General features: G+C 48.9%; 1 protein-coding gene. It reads left to right on the top strand.

Annotation, left to right across the window (positions count from 1 at the left end):
• Positions 1-401 (top strand): hypothetical protein (locus tag BHE89_RS24465; protein WP_216081036.1); only part of this gene is annotated, 401 nt, incomplete at its 5' end.
• Positions 402-493: the final 92 nt, after the last annotated feature.

The following is a 493-nucleotide window of genomic DNA, read 5'->3' as shown; positions in this document are numbered from 1 at the left end:
TACTTTCAGTATCAATGCCACTCATTTTCTGGACGAAAATGAATGACATAAGGCTCCGCCCTCTGGCTATTTTCTTCGGCTGGACGCCTGAGAAAAAAACCATTCACCCAAGCCCGTCAAACTCACTGCGTTCGTCTGACCACCCCCTTTTTTCGCCCCTGTATTTGGTCGCTCAAAAAATGTGGTGGTCAGACGCTTCGCTTGACGGGGGGGCTTTGCCCCCCAAAACGAAACACGTTCACTGGGGTTCACTTGCCATCGCTGGGGCGTGTCATTTCGTTTCGGCTCCCCCTGTTTTTCCCTTTCTTCGCTGGACGCTCATCAGGATAAAAACAAAAAGCCTACCGCCCTCGTTTTACTCGGTTGGTCAAATCGCTTCTTGCCACAAAACAAGTTTGTGACTTTCAGCGATTTCGCATCGTTTTACTTGTCAGTTTGCACGATGTTAAAAACGCACTCAGAAGCCCGCAAAACCGTTCTAAACTTTCAGCGT

It is taken from the genome of Shigella sp. FC1967, assembly GCF_001743005.1.
GTDB lineage: Bacteria > Pseudomonadota > Gammaproteobacteria > Enterobacterales > Enterobacteriaceae > Proteus.
This window is presented reverse-complemented; position numbering and strand designations above follow the sequence as displayed.